General features: G+C 68.2%; 24 protein-coding genes and 1 pseudogene. 11 read left to right on the forward strand and 14 right to left on the reverse strand.

All coding sequences use genetic code 11. The features are described 5' to 3' along the window. Positions 1-16 precede the first annotated feature (16 nt). A complete protein-coding gene (locus ACFQLX_RS14065; protein WP_386414854.1) occupies positions 17-415 on the reverse strand; it encodes a DUF5958 family protein in 399 nt (132 codons plus the stop codon). 44 nt (positions 416-459) lie between these two features. On the opposite strand from ACFQLX_RS14065, the gene ACFQLX_RS14070 reads away from it, so the two are divergent. Both ACFQLX_RS14070 and ACFQLX_RS14075 read left to right on the forward strand, forming a co-directional pair. Then, positions 460-825, forward strand: a complete 366-nt coding sequence (locus tag ACFQLX_RS14070; protein WP_386414856.1) for a DUF6086 family protein — start codon at positions 460-462, stop codon at positions 823-825. Between the two features lie 97 nt (positions 826-922). Continuing rightward, positions 923-1,360, forward strand: a complete 438-nt coding sequence (locus tag ACFQLX_RS14075) for a glutaredoxin domain-containing protein (protein ID WP_386414858.1) — start codon at positions 923-925, stop codon at positions 1,358-1,360. 47 nt (positions 1,361-1,407) lie between these two features. Here the strand turns inward: ACFQLX_RS14075 and ACFQLX_RS14080 are convergent, their stop codons facing one another. The 3 genes from ACFQLX_RS14080 to ACFQLX_RS14090 all read right to left on the reverse strand — a co-directional run bounded on the left by ACFQLX_RS14080 (position 1,408) and on the right by ACFQLX_RS14090 (position 3,033). Continuing rightward, on the reverse strand, positions 1,408-1,749 hold the full coding sequence (locus tag ACFQLX_RS14080) for a carboxymuconolactone decarboxylase family protein (RefSeq protein WP_386414859.1): 342 nt from the start codon (positions 1,747-1,749) through the stop codon (positions 1,408-1,410). A 171-nt stretch (positions 1,750-1,920) separates the two neighbouring features. Next, positions 1,921-2,631 carry a rhomboid family intramembrane serine protease gene (locus ACFQLX_RS14085; RefSeq protein ID WP_386414860.1) on the reverse strand — a complete coding sequence of 237 codons (711 nt, stop codon included), beginning with the start codon at positions 2,629-2,631 and terminating at the stop codon, positions 1,921-1,923. 138 nt (positions 2,632-2,769) lie between these two features. Further along, entirely contained in the window at positions 2,770-3,033 is a 264-nt protein-coding gene (locus ACFQLX_RS14090; RefSeq protein ID WP_386414862.1) for a hypothetical protein, read from the reverse strand. Positions 3,034-3,188: 155 nt separating this feature from the next. Here ACFQLX_RS14090 and ACFQLX_RS14095 point away from each other — a divergent pair, with 155 nt between their 5' ends. Next, the gene (locus ACFQLX_RS14095) at positions 3,189-4,037 is read left to right on the forward strand and encodes a hypothetical protein (protein ID WP_386414864.1); all 849 of its coding nucleotides are present in this window, start codon (positions 3,189-3,191) and stop codon (positions 4,035-4,037) included. Further along, the gene (locus ACFQLX_RS14100) at positions 4,034-4,747 is read left to right on the forward strand and encodes a zinc finger domain-containing protein (RefSeq protein WP_386414865.1); all 714 of its coding nucleotides are present in this window, start codon (positions 4,034-4,036) and stop codon (positions 4,745-4,747) included. Before ACFQLX_RS14095 ends, ACFQLX_RS14100 begins: the two co-directional genes overlap by 4 nt. A gap of 105 nt (positions 4,748-4,852) precedes the next feature. Here ACFQLX_RS14100 and ACFQLX_RS14105 read toward each other — a convergent pair whose 3' ends face one another. The 4 genes from ACFQLX_RS14105 to ACFQLX_RS14120 form a co-directional block, all read right to left on the reverse strand. Then, entirely contained in the window at positions 4,853-6,115 is a 1,263-nt protein-coding gene (locus ACFQLX_RS14105) for an MFS transporter (RefSeq protein ID WP_386414867.1), read from the reverse strand. 154 nt (positions 6,116-6,269) lie between these two features. After that, on the reverse strand, positions 6,270-6,518 hold the full coding sequence (locus tag ACFQLX_RS14110) for a hypothetical protein (RefSeq protein WP_386414869.1): 249 nt from the start codon (positions 6,516-6,518) through the stop codon (positions 6,270-6,272). Positions 6,519-6,615: 97 nt separating this feature from the next. Then, positions 6,616-7,188 (reverse strand): transcriptional regulator, encoded by a 573-nt coding sequence (locus ACFQLX_RS14115; protein ID WP_386414871.1) that lies wholly within the window; start codon positions 7,186-7,188, stop codon positions 6,616-6,618. Next, positions 7,188-8,672 (reverse strand): transcriptional regulator, encoded by a 1,485-nt coding sequence (locus ACFQLX_RS14120; RefSeq protein ID WP_386414872.1) that lies wholly within the window; start codon positions 8,670-8,672, stop codon positions 7,188-7,190. The genes ACFQLX_RS14115 and ACFQLX_RS14120 overlap by 1 nt, the downstream gene beginning before the upstream one ends. A gap of 230 nt (positions 8,673-8,902) precedes the next feature. Between ACFQLX_RS14120 and ACFQLX_RS14125 the strand changes: the two genes are divergently transcribed. Beyond that, complete coding sequence (locus ACFQLX_RS14125; RefSeq protein WP_386414873.1) at positions 8,903-9,688, forward strand: hypothetical protein; 786 nt, start codon at positions 8,903-8,905, stop codon at positions 9,686-9,688. 87 nt (positions 9,689-9,775) lie between these two features. Then, a complete protein-coding gene (locus ACFQLX_RS14130; protein ID WP_386414875.1) occupies positions 9,776-10,231 on the forward strand; it encodes a hypothetical protein in 456 nt (151 codons plus the stop codon). Between the two features lie 740 nt (positions 10,232-10,971). Here ACFQLX_RS14130 and ACFQLX_RS14135 read toward each other — a convergent pair. Together ACFQLX_RS14135 and ACFQLX_RS14140 are read right to left on the reverse strand one after the other, a co-directional pair. After that, positions 10,972-11,649: a hypothetical protein gene (locus ACFQLX_RS14135; protein ID WP_386414876.1), complete on the reverse strand. Its 678-nt coding sequence runs from the start codon at positions 11,647-11,649 to the stop codon at positions 10,972-10,974. A gap of 83 nt (positions 11,650-11,732) precedes the next feature. Beyond that, positions 11,733-11,957 (reverse strand): hypothetical protein, encoded by a 225-nt coding sequence (locus ACFQLX_RS14140; protein WP_386414877.1) that lies wholly within the window; start codon positions 11,955-11,957, stop codon positions 11,733-11,735. Positions 11,958-12,485: 528 nt separating this feature from the next. Here ACFQLX_RS14140 and ACFQLX_RS14145 point away from each other — a divergent pair. Next, entirely contained in the window at positions 12,486-13,409 is a 924-nt protein-coding gene (locus tag ACFQLX_RS14145; RefSeq protein WP_386414878.1) for an aminoglycoside phosphotransferase family protein, read from the forward strand. Between the two features lie 101 nt (positions 13,410-13,510). Here ACFQLX_RS14145 and ACFQLX_RS14150 read toward each other — a convergent pair. Beyond that, positions 13,511-13,711 (reverse strand): annotated as a pseudogene (locus ACFQLX_RS14150) (IS5/IS1182 family transposase); the annotation flags it as partial. A 23-nt stretch (positions 13,712-13,734) separates the two neighbouring features. Between ACFQLX_RS14150 and ACFQLX_RS14155 the strand changes: the two are divergent. After that, complete coding sequence (locus ACFQLX_RS14155; protein WP_386414920.1) at positions 13,735-14,100, forward strand: Imm1 family immunity protein; 366 nt, start codon at positions 13,735-13,737, stop codon at positions 14,098-14,100. A gap of 204 nt (positions 14,101-14,304) precedes the next feature. Next, complete coding sequence (locus ACFQLX_RS14160; protein WP_386414879.1) at positions 14,305-14,817, forward strand: Imm1 family immunity protein; 513 nt, start codon at positions 14,305-14,307, stop codon at positions 14,815-14,817. A 310-nt stretch (positions 14,818-15,127) separates the two neighbouring features. On the opposite strand, the gene ACFQLX_RS14165 is transcribed toward ACFQLX_RS14160, so the two are convergent. From ACFQLX_RS14165 to ACFQLX_RS14175, 3 genes are all read right to left on the reverse strand, one after another. After that, entirely contained in the window at positions 15,128-16,084 is a 957-nt protein-coding gene (locus ACFQLX_RS14165; RefSeq protein WP_386414880.1) for a hypothetical protein, read from the reverse strand. A gap of 161 nt (positions 16,085-16,245) precedes the next feature. Beyond that, positions 16,246-17,043: a phosphotransferase gene (locus tag ACFQLX_RS14170; RefSeq protein ID WP_386414881.1), complete on the reverse strand. Its 798-nt coding sequence runs from the start codon at positions 17,041-17,043 to the stop codon at positions 16,246-16,248. Between the two features lie 188 nt (positions 17,044-17,231). Further along, complete coding sequence (locus ACFQLX_RS14175; RefSeq protein ID WP_386414882.1) at positions 17,232-17,456, reverse strand: hypothetical protein; 225 nt, start codon at positions 17,454-17,456, stop codon at positions 17,232-17,234. Positions 17,457-17,668: 212 nt separating this feature from the next. On the opposite strand from ACFQLX_RS14175, the gene ACFQLX_RS14180 reads away from it, so the two are divergent. Together ACFQLX_RS14180 and ACFQLX_RS14185 are read left to right on the forward strand one after the other, a co-directional pair. Then, positions 17,669-18,625: a hypothetical protein gene (locus ACFQLX_RS14180; protein ID WP_386414883.1), complete on the forward strand. Its 957-nt coding sequence runs from the start codon at positions 17,669-17,671 to the stop codon at positions 18,623-18,625. After that, complete coding sequence (locus ACFQLX_RS14185) at positions 18,622-19,233, forward strand: zinc finger domain-containing protein (protein ID WP_386414884.1); 612 nt, start codon at positions 18,622-18,624, stop codon at positions 19,231-19,233. Before ACFQLX_RS14180 ends, ACFQLX_RS14185 begins: the two co-directional genes overlap by 4 nt. Positions 19,234-19,257 lie beyond the last annotated feature (24 nt).

A 19,257-nucleotide genomic window follows, 5' to 3' on the forward strand; every position in this document is an offset into this window, starting at 1 on the left:
CCCGCTTGGCCACGGCTCACTCGACCCGGGACAGCCGGTGCCACCAGTGGTCGCACCCGTCGGAGCAGAAGCGATCCCATCGGCGTCGGTCAGCGATCGAGAGCACTGCGATCAACAGCCGGAACGCCTTGCGGCGTTCGTCGAGAGGCCGAAGGCCGGCAACCTTTCCCAGTTGCTCGTCGATCCGGCCTCGTGAGATCAGCACCGCGGGCGTATGCGTCACGCGCAGCCCGGCACGATGGATGCTCTCCGATGCGTCCTCGGCGACTGCGCGCGCCTGGACGCAGTGGTGGCGCAGGAGCAGCAGCACGTCGGACTGCTCTTCCTGACCGAGGCCGTCGAACCATTCGATACCCTCTGCCATTGGGCGCAGATCCTGCGCAAGCTCGTTGAGCAGGACGTCACGTTCGTTCATGACTGCCTCTCATGGGACAGGCGCCTCTCCGAAGGAGGTATGGATTGAGCTACCCCGTCGTCCTCGGCGAGGACACTCTCTGGGAAGCCGGCTATCAGAGCGGCCGGATGTACTTCTTCCTCGTCCAAGGCGCGGCCGAAGAGCTGCAGATCCCGTCCGGTCTCGTCGCCAACCTTCCACGGGGCGAGTGCGAAGTGAAGCTGCCGGCCTTCCGGTCTTTCGTGCAGCGCCTCTACGAGACCTACTCCTCAACCCGGAGTATGCACGTGCACGGTTTCATCGACGGTCTGCTGATCACCTCGCTCGTCCTCCTGGAGCGGGCCGGATCCCCACTGGAACTCCTCCCCGAGCACGAGCAGGCGCTCCGGGAGGAGAGGGCCGCCTTCGCGCGCCGCATGGCTGAGGACTGAGTCCCGGCAGGTCGCGCGCCCCAGCCGGCAGACCTTCTGCTCCGGCCTGAGACGGGGTGGGACGGGCCGCTGGGAGGGCCGTCGGTACGCTGCGCGGATGATACGCGTGTGGCTCCCGCCCCTCCTGGTCGCACTGTGCGGTACGGCCGTCGCGGCCGCGATGGCGGCCAAGGGGGATCCCCGTGGAGCCGGGGTGTTCCTGCCGGTGTTCGTCCTGCTCGCAGTCGTGACCTCGCCCCTGGTCTTCCCGAGGTCGATCAGCGAGTCGGAGGCCCGGCGCCGCAGCGCGCTCGACGGGCGGCCGGTCGTCTTCTGGCGGCCGGGCTGCACGTACTGCCTGCGCCTACGGCTGCGGCTGGGCCGCCTCGGGCGCCGGGCGTACTGGGTCGACATCTGGCGCGATGCGGCCGGCGCGGCGGCGGTCCGCGCGGTCAACGGGGGCGATGAGACCGTACCGACGGTGATGCTGGCGGGCCACGCGTACGTCAACCCCGATCCGGGGTGGGTGCGGGAGCGGCTCTCGTCTTCCGCGTAGATGTGCGAATCAGAGGATGTTTGTCCGATACAGGGCCCGGGCGCCGCCTACGCGGAGTGCGTCCCCACGCTGGAGGCGAGCCCCGTCGCGGCGGGGTGGGAGCATGCCTCGGCCAGCGCCAGCGCGAGGCGCTCGGACTCGGTGTAGCAGGGGGCCTCGCGCCAGGCGGCGACGAAGGCGATGCGCTCGGCGCTGGCCCCTAGCTCCACCAGCTCGGCGTGACGTGCGTGCACGCACGGGCAGCATCCCTTGAGCTGGTCGATCCGCAGCGCTATCAGCGCCAGGGACTCGGGCTCCGAGGGCTTCTGCGGGGCGGGGGTATCGGGCGGATCGGTCAGCTCGTTCGGCTCGGGTAGCGCGGCGGTCGGTGTCACCTTCCGCGTCAGCATGGCGGCACTCCTCGGACGGTCGGCGAAGGCCCTGTCGGGGGCCATGCTCAACTCTCCTCCCCGGACCTGGAGTTGATCAACGCCGATTTTGTCCGCGACTGATAAGGGGGTGGTTATCGATCCCGTACCCGTACCCGTACGGAAGGCGATGTCGTCCCCTGTCAGCGGCAGTTACCGCTTCCCCCCAGGGACGCCCGGCTCCCGGGGAGCCATCCGCCCCCGTCCGTCACGCCAGGTCAGGCCGCCAGGGACCGCCAGTCCGGCTCCCAGCGCGCAGCCGACGAGCAGGCCCATGCCGTGGTTGTTGGCGAGAAGGCACAGAACAAGACCCGCGGCGGGGACGAGGGCAGCCGCCCGCCGCTCGGCGACGACGCTGCCGCGCACCGCGTACCAGGTGGCGAGTGCGCCCACGAGGCCGCAGATCGCCACCGAGTCGCCGCCTCCTTCGGGACTCCAGCCGGCCATGCTGACCGCTTGGGCCGCCACACCGCTCGCCGCGAAGACCAGCAGCATCCGCCAGGGTCCGAAGTGCCGCTCGGCGACCGGGGCGACCACCGCGAGGGCGGCCAGGTTGAACAGGAGTTGAGGCCATCCCGACGACTGCACCATCAAGGCGGTCACGGCCCGCCACCAGGCGCCGTGAGGGTGTCGCTCCCACCCGTCGACCATGCCGGGGACAACCTCCTGGGCCACCCCGAGCACCACCATGGCGACCACCAGCCCCACGGCGGCCCGTGGTACCGGCCGCCGCCACACCCCCAGCAAGGCCGGCAGAGACGGCGCCCCGCCCCCGTCCTTCGCGGCAAGCATCACCAAGAGCCGCGTCCCCGACACGACGACGGCCGTCGCGCAGCCGTAGAGCAGAACACTGTGCATGGTCATGATCGAAGCGTGTCAGATGGTGCGGGTGCTCCGACAGGGGCGGTACGGCAACGCGCTACCGCGCCCGGACGAGTCCACCTACACGAAAATCGACAAGTCAACTGGGGCCGTACGCAGGGAGGTTCACGCCGGTCGCCGTCAGTCGTCCGCCGGCGCGGCCTTCCGCCTGCTGGTGACCGTGGGCTCGCGCAGCCGCTCCACCTCGTACTGACGGGCGATACGGCGGATCGTCTCGTAGCTGTAGCCGGTCAGTTCCGCCACCCGAGCGGGCTTCAGACCTTCACGCAGGGCGTCGGCAACGGTCACCTCGAATGCCCTCTGCGCGTCACCGGCCGCCTTCTCCGCCCGCTTCTTGGCGGCAGCGGCCTTCTTCAAGGTGCTCTCGACTTCCTCCTGCGTCATGGCCACATCGTTCCATACGACTGCGGCAGCGGCGGATTGCGAGCATATAGCCAACAAGTACGAGGACAATGCTACATTGGCTATCAAGAAGGATGGCACGGGTGCTTCGAACTGCTCCACCCCGTCCACTCAGCACGACCGCGAGAGGCAACCGCGTGGGAATCGGCCTAATCCTGGATGTGCTCAACAACGCCCCCGACGCTCTGACACACAGGGAGAAACTCCTCCTCGTCGTCCTGGCCGAGGACGCCAACGACAGCACCCGCGTTACGTGGAACAGCGTGGAGCGGCCCGAGGTGCTGCGCAGGGCGCAGGTCAGCCGCTCCCAGCTCTACGCCGCTATGAAGTCGCTCGCCGCCAAGGGGGCCCTGGAGAAGCTGTCGTCCGGCCAGAAGAACGCGGTGGCCAAGTACCGGATCCCCGTCTTCGAGACGGGTCGGCATCCCGGAACCACCGACACTGACGTCCGCTCCCAACGTCCCGGATTCCGGGACGTCAGCATCCCGGAATCCGGGACCCCTACCCCTCCCACCCCCTCTTCACCTACTCCAGCAGGCCAGCAGAACGCGGCCGCTCCCGAGCAGTTCGACCACGGCACCCCCCAAGCCGCCCGCCCGCTCGTTGACGGACTCACCGCAGCGGGCATCGTCGTCCGCTGGCCCTTCACGGGCGCTACCTGGCTCCCCGTCCTGGCGCTCATCCAGAGGAGCGGCGTACCCGCTCTCATCGACCACGCCGTCAGGGCTGCCACGCGAGCGCCCGCCCCCGTCGACTCCGCCCGCTACTTCATGCGCGGCTGGAGCGAGCTACCCCCGCTCGGCGCCGAGCGGTCGCGCCCGTACCCCGAACCCGGCTGCCCCCCTGCCGCCGCCGAAAGCAGCACCCCGGTCCGCGACCGCCAACAGCAAGCCACCAACGACATGTTCGACCGCGCCATGGCCCGCGCCCAAGCCCGCCGCGCCGCCCGCGAAGCCCAGGAAGCCCGGGAAGGGACAAGCCGATGACCGAAGACGAAGCCGTACTCCTCACCCGCTACGTCCGCGCCATGTGCCCGCAGCAGAGGTTCGACGAGTTCACCGCCGACGCCTGGTTCGACATCCTCGCCCCCTACTGCCTCGACGAAGCGCGCACGGCTGTCGCCCGGCATATCGCCGCCGGAAACTCCTTCGTCTCCGTCGGCGAGATCGCGGCCGGTATCCGCAGGACCCGCGACGAGCGACTCCAGCGCCACACGGAAGCCGAGCCGCCGCGTGGAGACACAGGCGACGCCGCCTACCCGATGGCTCTCGCTGCCGAGCGCCGCGCCGTCGCGGACGGCTGCGTCGAACCTGTTCCGGTTTCCGCCCTCCCGTCCGGGGAGAACGCCCCGTACGACAACCGCGCCCGTACCCTGCTGCGACTCGTCGGAAAGGGCGCCCCCAGCCGCCGCCCTGAGCTCACAGCCCCCTGCCCCTACTGCGCGGCTCCCGCCGGGCGCCCGTGCACCAGCGGGAAAGGCAGGCCCCGCCGCGACGCCCACCCCAACCGTGTCGAAGCATCCCGGCGACAGGCCGCCGGAGCCGCCGCTCCCACCCGCGCCGAGGTCGCGGCAGAGGTGGAACACCGTCGTGCGGCGGCCCGTGCCCACCTTGACCGACTCACACCCGGCGACCGCGCACGCCTGACCGAGTTCCGGCAACAGCGTGGCGACGGCACGACCGTCCCGGTGTGGTGACCGGGCATCGAGCTGCACGCCCGGCCGGGGCTCGCCACCGGTCCCTCGGGCGGCTGCCAGCGGTTCTTGACCCGCCACCCGGCGGAAGGCCGACTCGGACGGGACCTACCGGTTGGCGGCGGTGTCCAGCTCGCGCTCCGCGGCGGGGGTCGTATCGCGGTGGCCCGGTTTGAGCGCGAGGTAGAGCGCGACGGCGGGGCTGAGGACGATCGCGGACACCGTCAGTGCGGCGGCGACGCCGAGCCTGCTGCCGACGGCGCCGATGGACGGGCCGCCTGCCACCTGGCCGAAGGCGTCGAGCTGGCTGTTGAGGGAGAGTCCCGTGGCGCGGGCGCCGGAGTCCAGGTTCCGGTTCATCCAGGCCATCTGGACCGGGTACGCCAGATCCCGCGCACCGTTGCGCAGCCAGAGGCCGGCCAGGGCGAGGCCGATGATCGGGCTGACGCCGAGGAGCACGATGCCGACGACCTGGACGGCCGTCATCAGGGCCATGAGCCGGTTCGGATGACGGTTGTTCATCGTCGTCGGGATCATCCGGTTCACGGTGAGCGAGACGAGGAGCGAAAGGGCCGTACCGATCAGGGCGAAAACGGTGAACCACACGGTGGGGCCGTCCAGGCCGGCCACGGAGGGCAGGCTGAAGTCGCTGAGAATGCGGTCCACCCACAGCCGGTCCACGGCCTCACTGGCCAGTCCCACGAACAGGCTGACCAACGCCATGGTGAGCAGGACTCGGTTCGAACGTATTGCCTTGATGCCGGTCTTGACCTGATCGACCATCGCGGAGAATGTCTCGCGGTCCTCGACGGGCGTCGGCCTGAAGCCGTTCTCGGGCATGAAGAAGGCGAGGAACAGCGCCACGGCGAGGAAGGTGACTCCCGCCACCAGAAGCGGCAACCCGAGGTGGTGCAGGCCGAGAAGACACGCGGCCAGGGTGCCGACGATGGTGAAGGCAAGGTCGATCTGGCGACCCTGGGTGAATACCGGCTGGGCTCTCTCGGGGCCGACCTCATCGGCCAGCCACGCCTGAGCCGAACCGGACATGAAGGTGAAACCGACGCCCCAGACGAAGGAGCAGAGGAGGGCGGCCCAGAATTCGGGAACCATGCCTTGGAGTACAAAAGCAAGCCCGGAAAGCGTCGATCCGATAATCAGGGACAGTCGCCGCGAATATCGATCAGCTACCACTCCGGTTGGCACTTCACACAGGAAAACCGTCGCTTCGAGAATAGTTCCCACGAGGACCAGTTGGAGCGGCGAGAGTCCGACAACGGTCGCCTGATAGACAATCTGCAGGGTCCCCACCAGCGCGTACGCGAATCCGAGCAGAGCCACGTAGATGTGGAAAATTCGTATCGCTTTCGTCATTTATGGGGGATCCTAGCTGTGCGATATACTTAACCGCAGCACCTGAATTTGCGGCCATGGACTAGCTGTGCGAGGTCTTCGAATTCGCGAGCCAGCGTAGACTTTCACGGATCACCGAATGAAATCAATCACCGAATGCGTGAGGTAGGCCACCTCAGGGTTTGACCAAGTCCGCCCGCCACGCCCCCACCACATCGTCCGCCGACCAGACGAGGTCCGCGCCATCGGCTTCGACCCCGGCGGCGACGCCCGACAGCGACACGATCGCAAGGCCGCTGCGGTCGGGGTCGAAGCCGGGGACCTGCGCGGCGGAGCGCTGGAGTTCGGCCAGGTCGTGGCGGTCGAAGGGGGGTCCAGCCAGTCCGGCGCGGGGAACTCCGCCATCAGCGCGAGGTCGGCGCACTCTCTCACCGACAGCACCGCAAACTATGTAGACGCCATCTACGTAGATTGAATCTACATAGATGGCACGGGGGGCCGTAACTGACCGCCCACCCCCGTCAGCCGAACCCCACCGCCGTCACATAGCTGTACGCGTCGTACTGCGAGTCCAGGCCGCTGATGATGTCGTCCCAGATGTCGTCCAGCGTCGTGCGGTCCGCCGTCAGCCAGGCGTCGACCATGTCGTCCCACAGCAGCCGTACGTTCAGCGAGCGCGGCGGCAGGGCGCGGCGGTGGGCGGTGGCCACGCCCGCCTGGTCGACCGGGTAGATCTCCATCCGGGTGCCGCGGCCCTCGGCGTTGAGGCGGCGTTTGAGGTCGCGGGCGACGTTGCGGCGGCGCAGGTCCCAGTACGCGGTGTCCAGGCGCTGGAGGTTGGCGTGGTGGGGGTGGGACTCCCCCGACAGCCAGCGCAGCAGCGTGCGTTGGGTGACCGCGATGCCGGCGCGGTCCATCGCCTGGTAGCCGGCCGGGGAGGCGGTGAGGTAGCGCAGCCGCGCCTCCAGGCCGCGGTCGGAGTCCACCGGCGAGGTGACGCCCGTGAGCAGCTCGTCCAGCTGGCGGGCGAGGGCCTGCGCGCCGGGGACGCCCGCCGCCCCGTACTGGCCGAAGTCGATCCACCGCCCGGCCATCAGCCCTCACCCTCCGCGGTCCGCGCCGCGGGCCGCAGGACCGTCTTCAGCTTCACCTGCGTCAGCCCGCGCCCCTCGGCGAAGACCTCCCGCCAGTCCCCGCCCGTCACGTGCAGCTCGTCGGTGCCGGAGACCGCCACGACCGTCAGCCCCGCCTCGTGGGCGCGGTGGGCCTTCCACCACAGGTTCGCGAACGCCTGCGAGTGGATGATGTGCATCCACTCCGGGCGCTCCATCACGCGGTTGGCGGAGGACTCCCCGCAGGTCGCGACGAACTTGGAGTACATCGACTTCACGTAGTGCAGCGTCAGCGCGTCCCCCTCGGCCAGCGCCTCGTCGCGCACGGTCGCCAGCGTGCGGCGGAAGCGCTCCAGCAGGCTCTCCGAGCCCGCGCCGGTCCACGACTCGTGGATGACGGGGGCCTCGCACAGCCCGTAGCGCGGACCGGACAGGCGCAGTAGCAGGCGCAACGTCGCGTCGGTGACCCACAGTTCACCCGCCGTCTCGCGCGCGCCCAGCGGGCTCGGCAACTCGGGGTGCTCCCAGGCGGGCGGGGTGATCAGGTAGACGCCGGAGCGCCCGCGGTCGAAGGCGCCGCTGTCGTCGTACTCCAGCTGCTTGTGCGGCAGATGGGTCTTCAACGCGGCCAGATAGGCGCCGTTGACGTCGAGGACCGCGACCTCCGCGCCGCGCTCGGGGCGCTCGGGGTGGCGCCACTTGGGGCGCGCCTCCCAGATCTCGTCGGCGCCGTTGCGGGAGCGCTTGCGCAGGATGTCGGGGCGCGGGGGGCGCATCAGCACGTCGTAGCGGGAGGCGACGCGGGTGAGGTCCCACAGGGCCATCGCGTCGGTGATGGCGCGTTTGGCGAGGGCGGTCTCGGCGGCTTCGAGGTCGCCGCCGGCCTTGGTGGCCTCGGCGACGACGACGTTGTAGACCTCGTCCAGGGGGAGTTGGTCGCTGCCGGCCGGGGGGCGGGCTGGGGCGGGGGGCCGGCGGGGGGCGGGTGCTGCTGGGGCGGGGGGCTCCGGTACGGGCTCCGCGGCCGGTGCTTCCTCTTCGGCCTCTTCGGCCTCTTCCGCCTCTTCGCTACGAGCCTCCTCCGCCGCCTCCGCTTCCCCCTCCCCCCCAAAGCACTCCTGCGGATCCAGGTGCTGCGCGAACCCCTCCACCGTCGCGGTCGCGGGCCCCCCGCACAGCACGCACGGCTGCGCCTCCCCCCGTACGACATCGGGGACCTGGGCCGCGGACCGAGCGGCCAGCGCGAGCCTCGGCCCGGCGAGGAGGTCGGACACCGTGATGCCGTAGTGCCCGGCAAGGACATCGCAGTCGGCCAGCGTCCACACCGCGTGCCCGCGCTGCCGTTCGGCCAGCTCGGCGGGGGTGGCCCCCAGCACCTTGGCCAGCTCGTCGCCCGACTCCCCCGCGGCGTCCATCAGGGCGGCCACGGTGGCGCACAGCAGCTGCTCGGTCGGCGTCGTCCCCACGGGCCGTACTCTACTCGGGGCGCCTCCCGCCCCACATCGGGCCTGGTAGCGGCAGCGGACGACAAAATTCCGCCCGCGCTCTCCGCCAACGAACCCACGCTACCCGCCCCCGCCCCAACCACTCGCCCCCGTCCGGAACTTGACCGAACCCCGTCCGCAGATGGGGCGCTAGCATTCCGTTTGGTCGACGGCCGTTTCCCCACCGGCCGGGGTGTGCCGAAGGGAGAGCGGTGGACCAGCGCGCACTGCCTGAGCAGGACTTCTCGGTGTTCGCCGATCCCGTGCGGTTCTCCGGACCGGGACGGCTGCGGGTGACGGAGGCGATGACGCGTCTGGAAGCCGAACGGCTGCGGGTGATCCGGGCGATGGAACGCGGGCAGCCGGTCGCCGCACGTGTCCTCGGACGAGGCGGGCAGGAGATCAACCGGAATCTCGCCCGCGAGATCCCGGCCTGGCGCACCCTCGACTCCGTCATGCCCAGCGGTTGCGTGGAGCGGCTCGCCGTGAGCCTCCCGAACAACACGTTCGCAATGAACGCCGGCCTCCGGATGATCAGCGTGTGGCACCGCGACGCGCTGAGCCCGGACGTGCGGCTCGTGCTGTCCTGCGAGGACCCGGAGGTGTACTTCTTCGGCTACGGACCGGTCGCGATGAAGATCGCCGACGGGGTCGAGGTGCTCCTCGACGGGCCCACTGTCAGCAACCAGGCGACCGTCATCGTCGTACGGGACGCCGCGTGCCTGGCCGCCGCGCGCCACTACTGGAACGCGGTGCGTGCGACGACGTACCCGTGCGCCGCCGAGGAGTTGCTCGTCGACGGCCTCACCGAACGCCAGCGCCGCATCGTCGCGCTCCTGCTCACCTGCTCGTCGGACGAGCAGATCGCCCGCCGGCTCGAACTGAGCGTGCGCACGGTCCGGACGGAGGTCGCCGTGATCCTCGACCTCCTCGACGCCCCGACCCGCTTCGTGGCGGGGTTCCGACTCCGCGAGCGCCTGAGCCGGGCCACCGCATGAGCCAGACCGCCGCCTGACCCGCCCGCAACCGCCGCCGGCTGCAGGAAGCTGCAATCTTCCGCCGACGGCGCCTGACAGGCTCCTGCCATGCGAAATCACGGAAAGTTCATGAGCGGCCTGACGGCCGTCGTCGGCACCGCGCTCGGGATGACCCTGCTGACTGCCACGCCGGCGTCGGCCACCCAGATCGCGAACAACTGCGAGGGCGCGGAGGTCGTCCGCTGCGCCAACGTCGAGATGTCGTCCACCGGCGTCTTCAACGCGCACGGCAGGGTGACCGACACCGCCGGAGGCACCAACTACGACGTCCAGGTCGCCGATGTGCGGCTTGAGTACAACGTGGACGGTGTCTGGAAACTCCTCCGGTGGGAGGTGCCGGGCGACTTCTGGGAATACGATCAGGACGTCGAGCGCACCACCTCGTACTCGTGCGGTTCGTCGGCACGAAAGCTCGTCCGCGCGAAGGTCTACGTGCAGTGGCTCAGCAGCACCGTGACCGGCGACTGGGTCACGACCCCGTCGACGTACATCTGCCCCCGCTGATCGCGTGACCGCGAGCCCCGCCGTTTCCGGACGGCCCCCGGAAGCTCCACGCTGAGCGGGCGGAATACTTCCGGCTCGTGAGGGCGGGACAGCACTAAGGAAGTATCCGCGGTGGTCGTGGGGATGAGCGCACCGGACGTGAGCGGCGCAAAGGCCGGGGAACCCTCAGCGGCCCAGACCGCCGGCGCCTCGGGCGACGCGCCGCCCCGATCAGGAGCGCGTCCACACCAAGCGGGCACCCGTTCTCCAGGACCGGGTGCCCGCAGCCGTGCCCTGATGCGCACTCCCCTTCCCCAAGTCGCCAGCTGCGACCATGAGTTGGCCGCCGCCTGAACGCGCTCCTCGCACCGCGCATCGACCCCGACGGCGGGTGAGAAGTTCCGGTAGGGACGGTTCGCGATCAACGGGTAGGGAAAGCAGCCAGCGCGTGACCCCACCGGTCCGCCGCCCGCAGCAGCACGCCCATATCCAGGCGCAATTCCACGGCGTACTGGTAGACGTCCGCCCCGTCGTCGTCCTGGTGCCAGGGGGGTGCGGCGTAAGCGTCGCAGATCCGGGCCGCCAGACACGGCTTGAAGCGAGAATCGCGGGCGCCTCCTGGAACCGGTGCTCGCCTTCAGCCTCGCAGACCGACGCGGGGCGAGGCGGCGGTCCGTATCCACCTGTCCCTGGAGGCCGGGCCGTGACCGGGCTGTGCGCTCTGCCGTGATCGTGTTCCGCCTTGGCACATCCTGAACGCATCAGCGAGGTCCGCGTGGTCCGCGAGCGATGACCGGCGATCCGCTGCCTTGCGGCAGGACGACCAGGAAGCGCCAGAGGTCGTGTTCGACGTTCGCCAATCCGATTGTCTCCGCGGATGCGAAAGCCTCGGCAGCGGGTCCAGCGCCGTCGGTCAACTCATCGAGTCTGGCGTAGGACTTCGCCAGGTCGGTGGAGGGGCCGTTGATCCACAAGCTGACGTTCGCCCCCCTGCGGAGCGCGGTGAGCAACTCGTCGCGCATCTCCCCCTGAGCCGAATCCAGCAAGCGGCCGTGAAGGCGCTCCTGGACGCATGGCTGCGTCGGGGCTGTCTCAACCTCCTGACGACACCGTCGGCACGAACGTAGGGCGTCAGGAACGAACAGATGTCGATAGCCGGTGGTATGCCGGGCCGAGATGCCGCACAGCGTCCCGCGCTCGGCCGCCGCATGCTCGACACCGGGAGCGCCGTTCACCTCGCAGGCACCAAATCGGGCCGACTCCCGCGCTGTTGCGAACGACCAGCCATCGCTCGGGACATCGATCATTCGCACGAGTGTGCCACAGCCGCCCTCTTGCCTGACCTGGGTCACCTGCGACACGAGCCCCTCCAAGCGCGCACGATCACGCATGGGGCTGCCGTGCTTGCAGAAATCCGTCGTCACGGCGCAGGCGCTCATGGCACCTGGTACGGCTACGACCGTCGGCCGACGCGCGTTCCGACCCCCGCACGTAGGGAGCGCCCCGGACCGGACCGGCCCGCTCAGGACTTGGATGCCTCCACGCCGGCGCCACGGACCAGCCGACGGACGTGCTCGCGCGTGTAACCGGTGAGTGTGACCACGTCGCCCTGCCGCGCACCCTCGCGCATGGCCTCGGCCATGGCGGCCGCGAGCTCGGCACGGGCCTCACTCGCGCGCTGCTCGGCGGCGTTCTTCGCGAGCACCGCCTTCCGCAGGCGGTCCACAGTCTCTTCGCTGGCAGCCATGACCGCATGCTCGCATTCCGCCCGCGGCCTTCGGCAACGAACTCACCATGCGTACGTCCCCACAGTGTCCGCTCGCACAAAGTTGCCTACACACCCGCCCGTTGAAGCGGGATCAAGGTCGGCTATCAGGAGCGTCTTCCGCTGCGCCGCGCTCCAGTTTCTCGCGACCGACAACCGTCGGATCGCACAGTCGTTCGACGTCGCGATCGCGTGCGATGCGGCGGAGCGCCAGCGGGTACCCCGGCGAAGCCAATTCCGATACCGGACCAACTACCAATACCAGAAGTAATGCCACTTATATACCATTTCAGTTGGCGTGATCATGAGGCAGTCTGGAGGGCCGCTGGCGCCGATTCGCTATTCAGCCTGGTTCCTGGCCCGTTGGATGTGAGGCAGGCTGCGTATCAGCGGAAGGGAAATGCTGACCTGAGGCTTCACGGCGGATGATGCATCGTGTCCGCCATCTTCGGCCACGGTGCCGGCGATACTCCGTTGCCGCCTGGCCAGGAGTGGCCTACGGTCCCAGGCATGCTGCCTGTGGTGGAAGCGGATGATGAGCGGAACGCTGTCGTCCCCGATGAGAGCGCGATGCGTCCTGGGGCGGAAGACCTCTGCGCACGTCTCGGGTTCTCCGGCGCCTCACTGGTTCGCTTCCCTGACGGGTCACAGCCGGTCTACGCGGTGGGGGACGACCACGTACTCAAGCTTTTCCCCGGAGCTGCTGCTCAGCACGGAATCGCCGAGGGCCGTGTCCTTGCCTATGTTCAGGGGCGACTGCCGGTGCCGACACCCGTGGTGCGGGCCTCCGGCTCATACGAGAACGGCTGGCAGTACGTTCTGATGTCCAGGCTCCGCGGCGAGAACCTAGCCCGCTCCTGGGGGCACGTGCCCCGGAACCATCGTGAACGGCTTGTCGCCGAGATCGGTGAGACCCTCGCGTCGTTGCACTCCCTCAGCCCCGATCCGCTGCGGGACGTTCTCGGCCCCGAGGACTGGGGCACTTTCCTGGACCGCCAAAGAGCCGGCGCGGTGGAACAGCAGCGCGCCCACGGACTGTCGGCGGCCTGGCTGGAGCAGATTCCGGACTTCCTCGCTTCGGTTCCGTTGCCACGGGCCCCACAGCCTTCCCTGTTGCACACCGAGGTCATGCAGCAGCACTTCCTGGTCGACCCCGACGGGTGGCGTCTGACCGGTCTGTTCGACTTCGAACCAGCGATGATCGGTGACCGCGCCTACGACTTCGTCGCTGTCGGCCTGTTCGTCACCCGCGGCGATCCAGCCCTGTTGGTTCGGCTTACCGAGGCGTACGGCCACAGCTTCGAGCCGTGCGAACTCATGGCCTTCACCTTGCTGCACGTGTACAGCGACCTTCCCTGGTACATGAGAGAACTGCCCGCACCTGCCGAAGAATCTCTGCCTTCACTCGCAGAGGCATGGTTCGGCACGGTGTGAGAGACGAGGCGGGCCCACTCGTTCTCGGCGGTCCGCACGGCGTAGGGCGACGACCTCGGTGATGAAGTTGGTCATCCGGCGCAGTTCGGCCTTGAGGCACTTCACTTGGTGAGTCTGCGGTGGCATACGAGGGTCGCGACGATGGCAGTGAAGGCGAGGAAGTGTTCCGGCTTGCGCTCGTAGCGGCGGTGGAGGCGTCGGCATCCGGACAGCCAGGAGACGGTCCGTTCCACCACCCAGCGGTGCCGGCCCAAGCAGCGGGAGGTCTCGATGCCTTTACGGGCTAGCCGGTGCCGGATGCCGCTTCAGTAAGGTAGATTTTGAGATTGTTGGCGAAGATGGCGAGCACGTCGAAAGCGTGCTTTCGGTAGGCGTTAACTCCGAGTCTGGTTACGGTGCCCTCATCTGGTGGTGCGAGGATGCGTCCGTCGAACGGGTGGCTGCGGCAGCTGGGGTTGAAGTTGCGGAGCATGTTTGGGTCTCCGTCAATCCTTCACCGCCAGACAGGGACCCAAAGGTTACTAGCGACCCGTGGTGCCCTAGTTATTTTGATCGGATCAGTGCGCTGCCCTTGACTGAAATCCGTGCCGCGGTGGAAGAGTACTTCCGTACGGGGGACGGGCTTCGTCCGAGTGGTATAGAGTGGGCGAAAGGTAATTTCAATGGAGAATTCTATAGCGACGGCAAATAGCCTCAGCAAGTAGAATCTTTAACATGTCGATACGCTGCACCCCTCGATTGCTAAGAGGGATGCAGCCAGAGCCGATTCGTTCTCGGCAGTCGAGTTCCCCCGAGAGAATTACGCTAGTAGTACACTACCCTGGCATGTCGCAACCAGAAAGGCTGCCCGGAACAGCCCCCTGCGACCCGGAAAATCCAAGCAGGGGATAATGGCATGATTGTTTATGGTCGTGGCGAGTATGCCCGCTCCGAGGAGGAAGTCGAAGCCCTTATTGGCGACGTCATGAGCAACCTCAGGCAGCGCGGTTTCACTCCCGACGGTTTCGAGATCATGCCCGAGCAGGCTCTTTTCTGCATTGTCGAGGACAGTTACCCAGAGGATGCCGACACACTGCACCCCGACAACTATCTACATGTCTCAGTAAACACAACCAACGGATTCGGCGCGCTATATTGGTGGACCATCCAGGCACCTGAGGATGACGCGGAGGAAGATGTCTTCAAGTTTCACTGGACGTCAAGGAACCCCAATCCGCCGTCATTTGATCCGTTCGTGGTCGAGGACCCGGGCGGGGGGACATACTTCCCTCGCGAAGCCGCTATTCCGGTAGCGAAGATTCGTGCAGCGCTCGAAGAATTCTGCCGAAACAAGACGGGTAGGCGGCCAGAGTGTGTCGATTGGTACCTGCTTGACCCCAACCCGCACCCTCCTGGCGCGAGTTATTGAGCGATGGCGAAATGGATTGCACCTCCGTGTTAAGCGGGGGTGCAATCCCACGCCACCGAACATCCGGATCTACAACCTGCCGGCCGCCTCATGATCGACTTAAGTTAAGCGGCATTGATACCAGAAGGATAAACCGGGGCAAGGCGCCAAGCAAACGGAACCGATCAGTCCACAGACGAATCGAGGCGGATGTCGCCCACAACCAACCGAACCCCTAAACAGCTACCTCTGAAAATACTTCAGCGCCCCAAAGGGGAAATTCGACAAGTGAGAGAAGTGGGGCCATTCAGTTCCCATACTCGACACTTCGTCACCCTTCGTCATACCAGTCAGATGCACAGAATTTTCCATCAGTTACCACGACATCGCCGGCCCTAGTAGTGCCCACGTACAGTCCAAGTCCGTCTGGTCCCAAACCCGAAACACTCTCCACGAGGTCGATATTGCGATCGTTGCAGTACTGCATCATGGCAGATTCGACAACAGAGGGAGCCATGCCGATCAACCTGATATCGGAGAGCTCAATCTGCGGACCGTTGAGCCCGTGCACATGCACAGCCCCCAAGCAAGGATGACCATCGCGGTACGTGTAATGCGTTGTCACTCCAGCGTCTTCGAACCGCTCAGTATGCAATGTCCACGGTCCCTCGCCTTCCCACGGTGCCCCATGCGGATGCCGACCGGTACGTGCGGTCGGTTCCAACCCGTTGAGTGCGATTGCCACTTGCTGCGGGGTCATTCCGAACTGCAGGGGCCCTACCTTTTCCAATGGTGCCCACGTCCAGTGTGGACGTTCCCGATCGGTGGTCAGCAACCAGAACCCAGGATCCGGCGCCAACTCGCTGACATCGCGCCACTGCACGATTGATTCAGACTGGTATGGAGCCGAAGCCAACTCGGCACTGACAAGCAAGGCATCGGTAACAAGCGCGTCCTTGTGCCGCGTCGCACCCATAGAGATCCCCCACGCAGGAACCTCAGGATCGCCGCTCCAGTTCACCCCGAAGGCAGCGCCGTCCTGGAGGGCTAGAGATTCAAGGGTCAGCCTTAGAGCAGACGGCGTCTTTCCGATCAGCTCAACTCCCCGAAGCACTACCTGCGGTCCGCCCGCTGCTCGGACCGATATACCAACCAAACCGGAGTCGTCCCCATAGATCGCGGTCACACCAACAGTTGGGTAATATCCCCACCCAACTCCGTTGCCGAGGTTGTAGGAATAGGGGGCCATGGCACCACCCAACGCTGCCGAAACTTCGTCTGGCGACATTGCAAAATGCAACGGACCAACTCTCACAAACGGCTCCACGTCCCAACGCTCCCGCCCTTCGAGCCCCTCAGGAATCCGTCCCATCTCAGCCCACCCTTCCGATATTGAACATGTAACCGTTTGCCGAATTTCCATACTTTACAGTGAGTTTCCGCCGCAGGTCAGGCGAGCATGCCGCGCCGGTGGGCGAGCGCCTCGAACCGCGCGTTGCTCGACCGCGCGAGGTCCGCACCCACCAGCGACTCCCACCGCCGGCACGTCGCGCCCACCAGCGCCTCCACCGCCGCTGGGTCCGCCACCCGCCACGCGGGGAACTGCCCTGCCCAGTCCAGCGCGGCCACCACGCTGCAGCCGTCTTCCATGAGCCGTACCGCCGTGTACGCCACATCAACCCACGCCGGGCCCGCGGCCACCATTGCCCAGTCGATCATCCATGCTCGGCCTGAGCCGACGAGAAGGTTGTGGGGGTTGGTGTCCGTATGGAGCAGCGCCTCCCCCCGCAACAGTTCCCGGCCGCCCGCTCCCAGGTACGGAGCCAGGCGGTCCGCGAGCTGCGGCACGGGCAAGCCGTCAGGGGCACGTATCGCCTGTGCCGCTGCGAGGACATCAGCGACCGCCGTCAGATCCGGGGAGCCGGGGGACAGGTCGGCGTGGCGGCCATCGATCCAGTCGAAGACCAGCAGTTCCCAGCCTGCCGCCGTCACCACCGCCCGCAGCCGCGCCCCGACAGCCACCACAAGTGGCGCCACGGCGGCCTCGTAGCGCTGGGCGTGGGAGCCGTGCGCATCGTCCACCCGGACGCCCTTGACGAACACGGGCCCGCCCGGTGCGTCGAGGCGGGCCGCCAGCTGGCACGTTAGGCCGTCCGCGATGCCCGTCGCCGTGAGGACGGACCCGACGTGCTCCTGCACGGCAACCCGCGCAGCGGGCGGCAGCTCATGCCACGCGATGCGCTCCACGGCGCAACCCTCCAATAGGTCCGGGAGCCACACAACGTGGTCCCCGGCGTTGGGTGTTGGCGTCAGCCCTGCGTGGCGCCGCACTTGCGGCAGCGGACCTTTCCGCTCCAGCCCGCCCAGCCGTGATCGCAATGGCTCAGAGTCGTGTCGGTCATCGTCGGCCCCCTGGATCGACAGCCCGTGGTCCGTCAGGCGTCCGGGCCGGCGGCCCGACGGTCGCGGCGCGCGTCGAGGACGACCTGCCGGTCCGGACGCGGGGGGAGCTTCGCGCCGGGTTCGCGCAGGTACCAGGCGATCAACAGCCGCATGACGGCGGCGCGTTCGGTGTCCAGGCTCTTGACCGCCGCGTCGAAGTCGTACCACTCGTCGCCGATGCGGATCTGCCGGGCGGGTGTCTTCGGCGCGTTGGGCATGTACGCACCGTATCCGGGTGTAGCTACCGCCTTCAATATCACCCCTTTCGTGGACCGTCTCCGAACATCTCGCGGTGTAGCTACACCCAATGCTATGGTGTAGCTACACCCAAAGCAAAAAGAGCCCGTCGTGGGCATCGTCGAACAGATCGTCAGCATCGGCGCCATGCCCTCCCGGCCCACCCCCAGCACCGACCGACGAAAGGTCCCCCGTGGCCCGTATCCGTTCGATCAAGCCGGAGTTCTTCACCAGCCTCACCGTCGCCGACCTTTCCCTGACGGCGAGGATGACGTTCATCGGACTGTGGACGCACGTCGACGACGACGGCCGCTGCGTCGATGACGCGCGGCTCGTCCGCGCTGCGGTCTGGCCGCTGGACGACCGGGTCGCCGCCGATGTGGAGGAGGATCTGCGCGTTCTGCAGGAGGCACGTCTCGTCGTGCGGTACGAGGTGGAGGGGCGCCGCTACCTGACTGTCCGCAACTGGCGCGAGCATCAGCGCATCGACAAGCCCAAGCCGAGCAGGCTGCCCGGGCCCGGTAGCGAAGACACGTCCCCCACCTGCGGGAACACCGGTTTCCCCGATACGTCCGCGACGCCTCCGGGACGCTTCCCGGATCCCTCCCCGATCGATCCGGGAAGCGTCCCCGTAGGAAAGGAACAGGGAACAGGGAGCAGGGAGCAGGAAACGTCCGCGACTCCCCCGCCCATCCCCCCGCCCGCAGCCGCCGAGGCGGCTCCACCGCCCGACCCCCAAGGCGCCCCGCCGCAGGAACGTGCCGACGTGGTCCGGGTGTGCGAGGCCCTCGCCGACGCCGTCGCGGCCAACGGCAGCAACAGGCCGATCGTCACCGAGCGTTGGCGGACCGAGGCGCGGCTGATGCTGGACAAGGACGGCCGCACCGTCGAGCAGGTTCTCGGCGCCGTCGCCTGGTGCCAGAGCGATCCCTTCTGGCGGGCGAACGTCATGTCGATGGCCGCCCTGCGCAAGCAGTACGACCGCCTGCGCCTCCAGGCCCGGCAGCGACCCGGTTCGCCGACCTCCACCGTCGACCAGCGCGTCACCACCGCCCTCCGCCTCGCCGACCGCCTCGCCGCCGAAGAAGCCGAAGAGGCAGCCGCCGGGTACGCCGTCCGCCCCACCGTCGAGGGGAGCGCCCGCCCGTGACCCCCTCCGAGGCCCTGCGCCTGCTCGCCCACGCCGCCGCCTTCGACCGCCGTACCGTCGGCGAGATCGAGGCCCGCGCCTGGGCCGCCGCCCTCCACGACGTACCCCTCGACCAGGACACCCTCGACGCCGTGGCCCGCTTCTACGGCGACCTCGCCCCCGGCGCCGAGCCCGGCGACCCCACCCGGCGTCGCTGGCTGGAGCCCCACCACGTGCGCTACCACCGCCGCCGCATCCGCAACGCCCGGATCGCCGCCGCCAACCTCGCCTACAGCGGCGACCCCGACGAGACCCCCCGCCAGGCGATCGCCAACCAGCGCGCCCTGACCAGGGCAGCCGCCGACGGTCGCCCGCTTCCCCGCGCCGCGCTCGCCGCCCGTACGGACACCGCCGCCCGCAGCCGCGCTCTGCTGCGTACGCTCCTCCCCCAAATCACCAGTCGCCGCCCGGAGTTGGCCGCCGCCTGCCACCACTGCGCCGCCGCTCCCGGCACCCCCTGCCGCACCGGCAGGGGCGAACTGCGCCGCGACGCCCATCCCACCCGTATCGACGCCAGCCGCCGCCTGAACGCGGCCCTCGCACCGCGCAACGGCCCCGACGGCGGGTAAGAGGCTCCGGTGGGGGCGGTTCGC

Source organism: Streptomyces polyrhachis, assembly GCF_042663125.1.
Classification (GTDB): Bacteria; Actinomycetota; Actinomycetes; order Streptomycetales; family Streptomycetaceae; genus Streptomyces; species Streptomyces polyrhachii.